Origin of the sequence: Corynebacterium sp. HMSC076C10 (genome assembly GCF_001812455.1) — a bacterium.
In the GTDB taxonomy this organism is placed as follows: Bacteria; Actinomycetota; Actinomycetes; order Mycobacteriales; family Mycobacteriaceae; genus Corynebacterium; species Corynebacterium jeikeium_D.
This window is the reverse complement of the sequence record NZ_KV809121.1, coordinates 1-221: the sequence shown is the minus strand read 5'-3', so window position 1 is coordinate 221 and position 221 is coordinate 1. Positions and strand designations below refer to the sequence as shown.

Annotated in this window: 1 pseudogene; it reads left to right on the top strand. The window is 53.4% G+C overall.

What is annotated here, in order from left to right:
* Nucleotides 1-221 (top strand): annotated as a pseudogene (locus HMPREF2857_RS05745) (IS3 family transposase); the annotation flags it as partial.

Here is a 221-nt window from a genome sequence, read left to right as displayed (position 1 = left end):
AGCTAAGATTCGCCAGCGCAGACCGTATATTTCCTATGTTGGGACGATCAGCCACATTGCTGACAACAAGCTTGACCGCAAGTTCACCCCAGATAAGCCAAATGCCGTCTTTGTCAGCGACGTCACTGAGTTCAGGGTCGCAGGCCGCAAGGTCTATCTGTCACCGGTGATGGATCTGTTCGACCGTTCAATTGTTGCCCACACCGTGGCTACATCGCCGT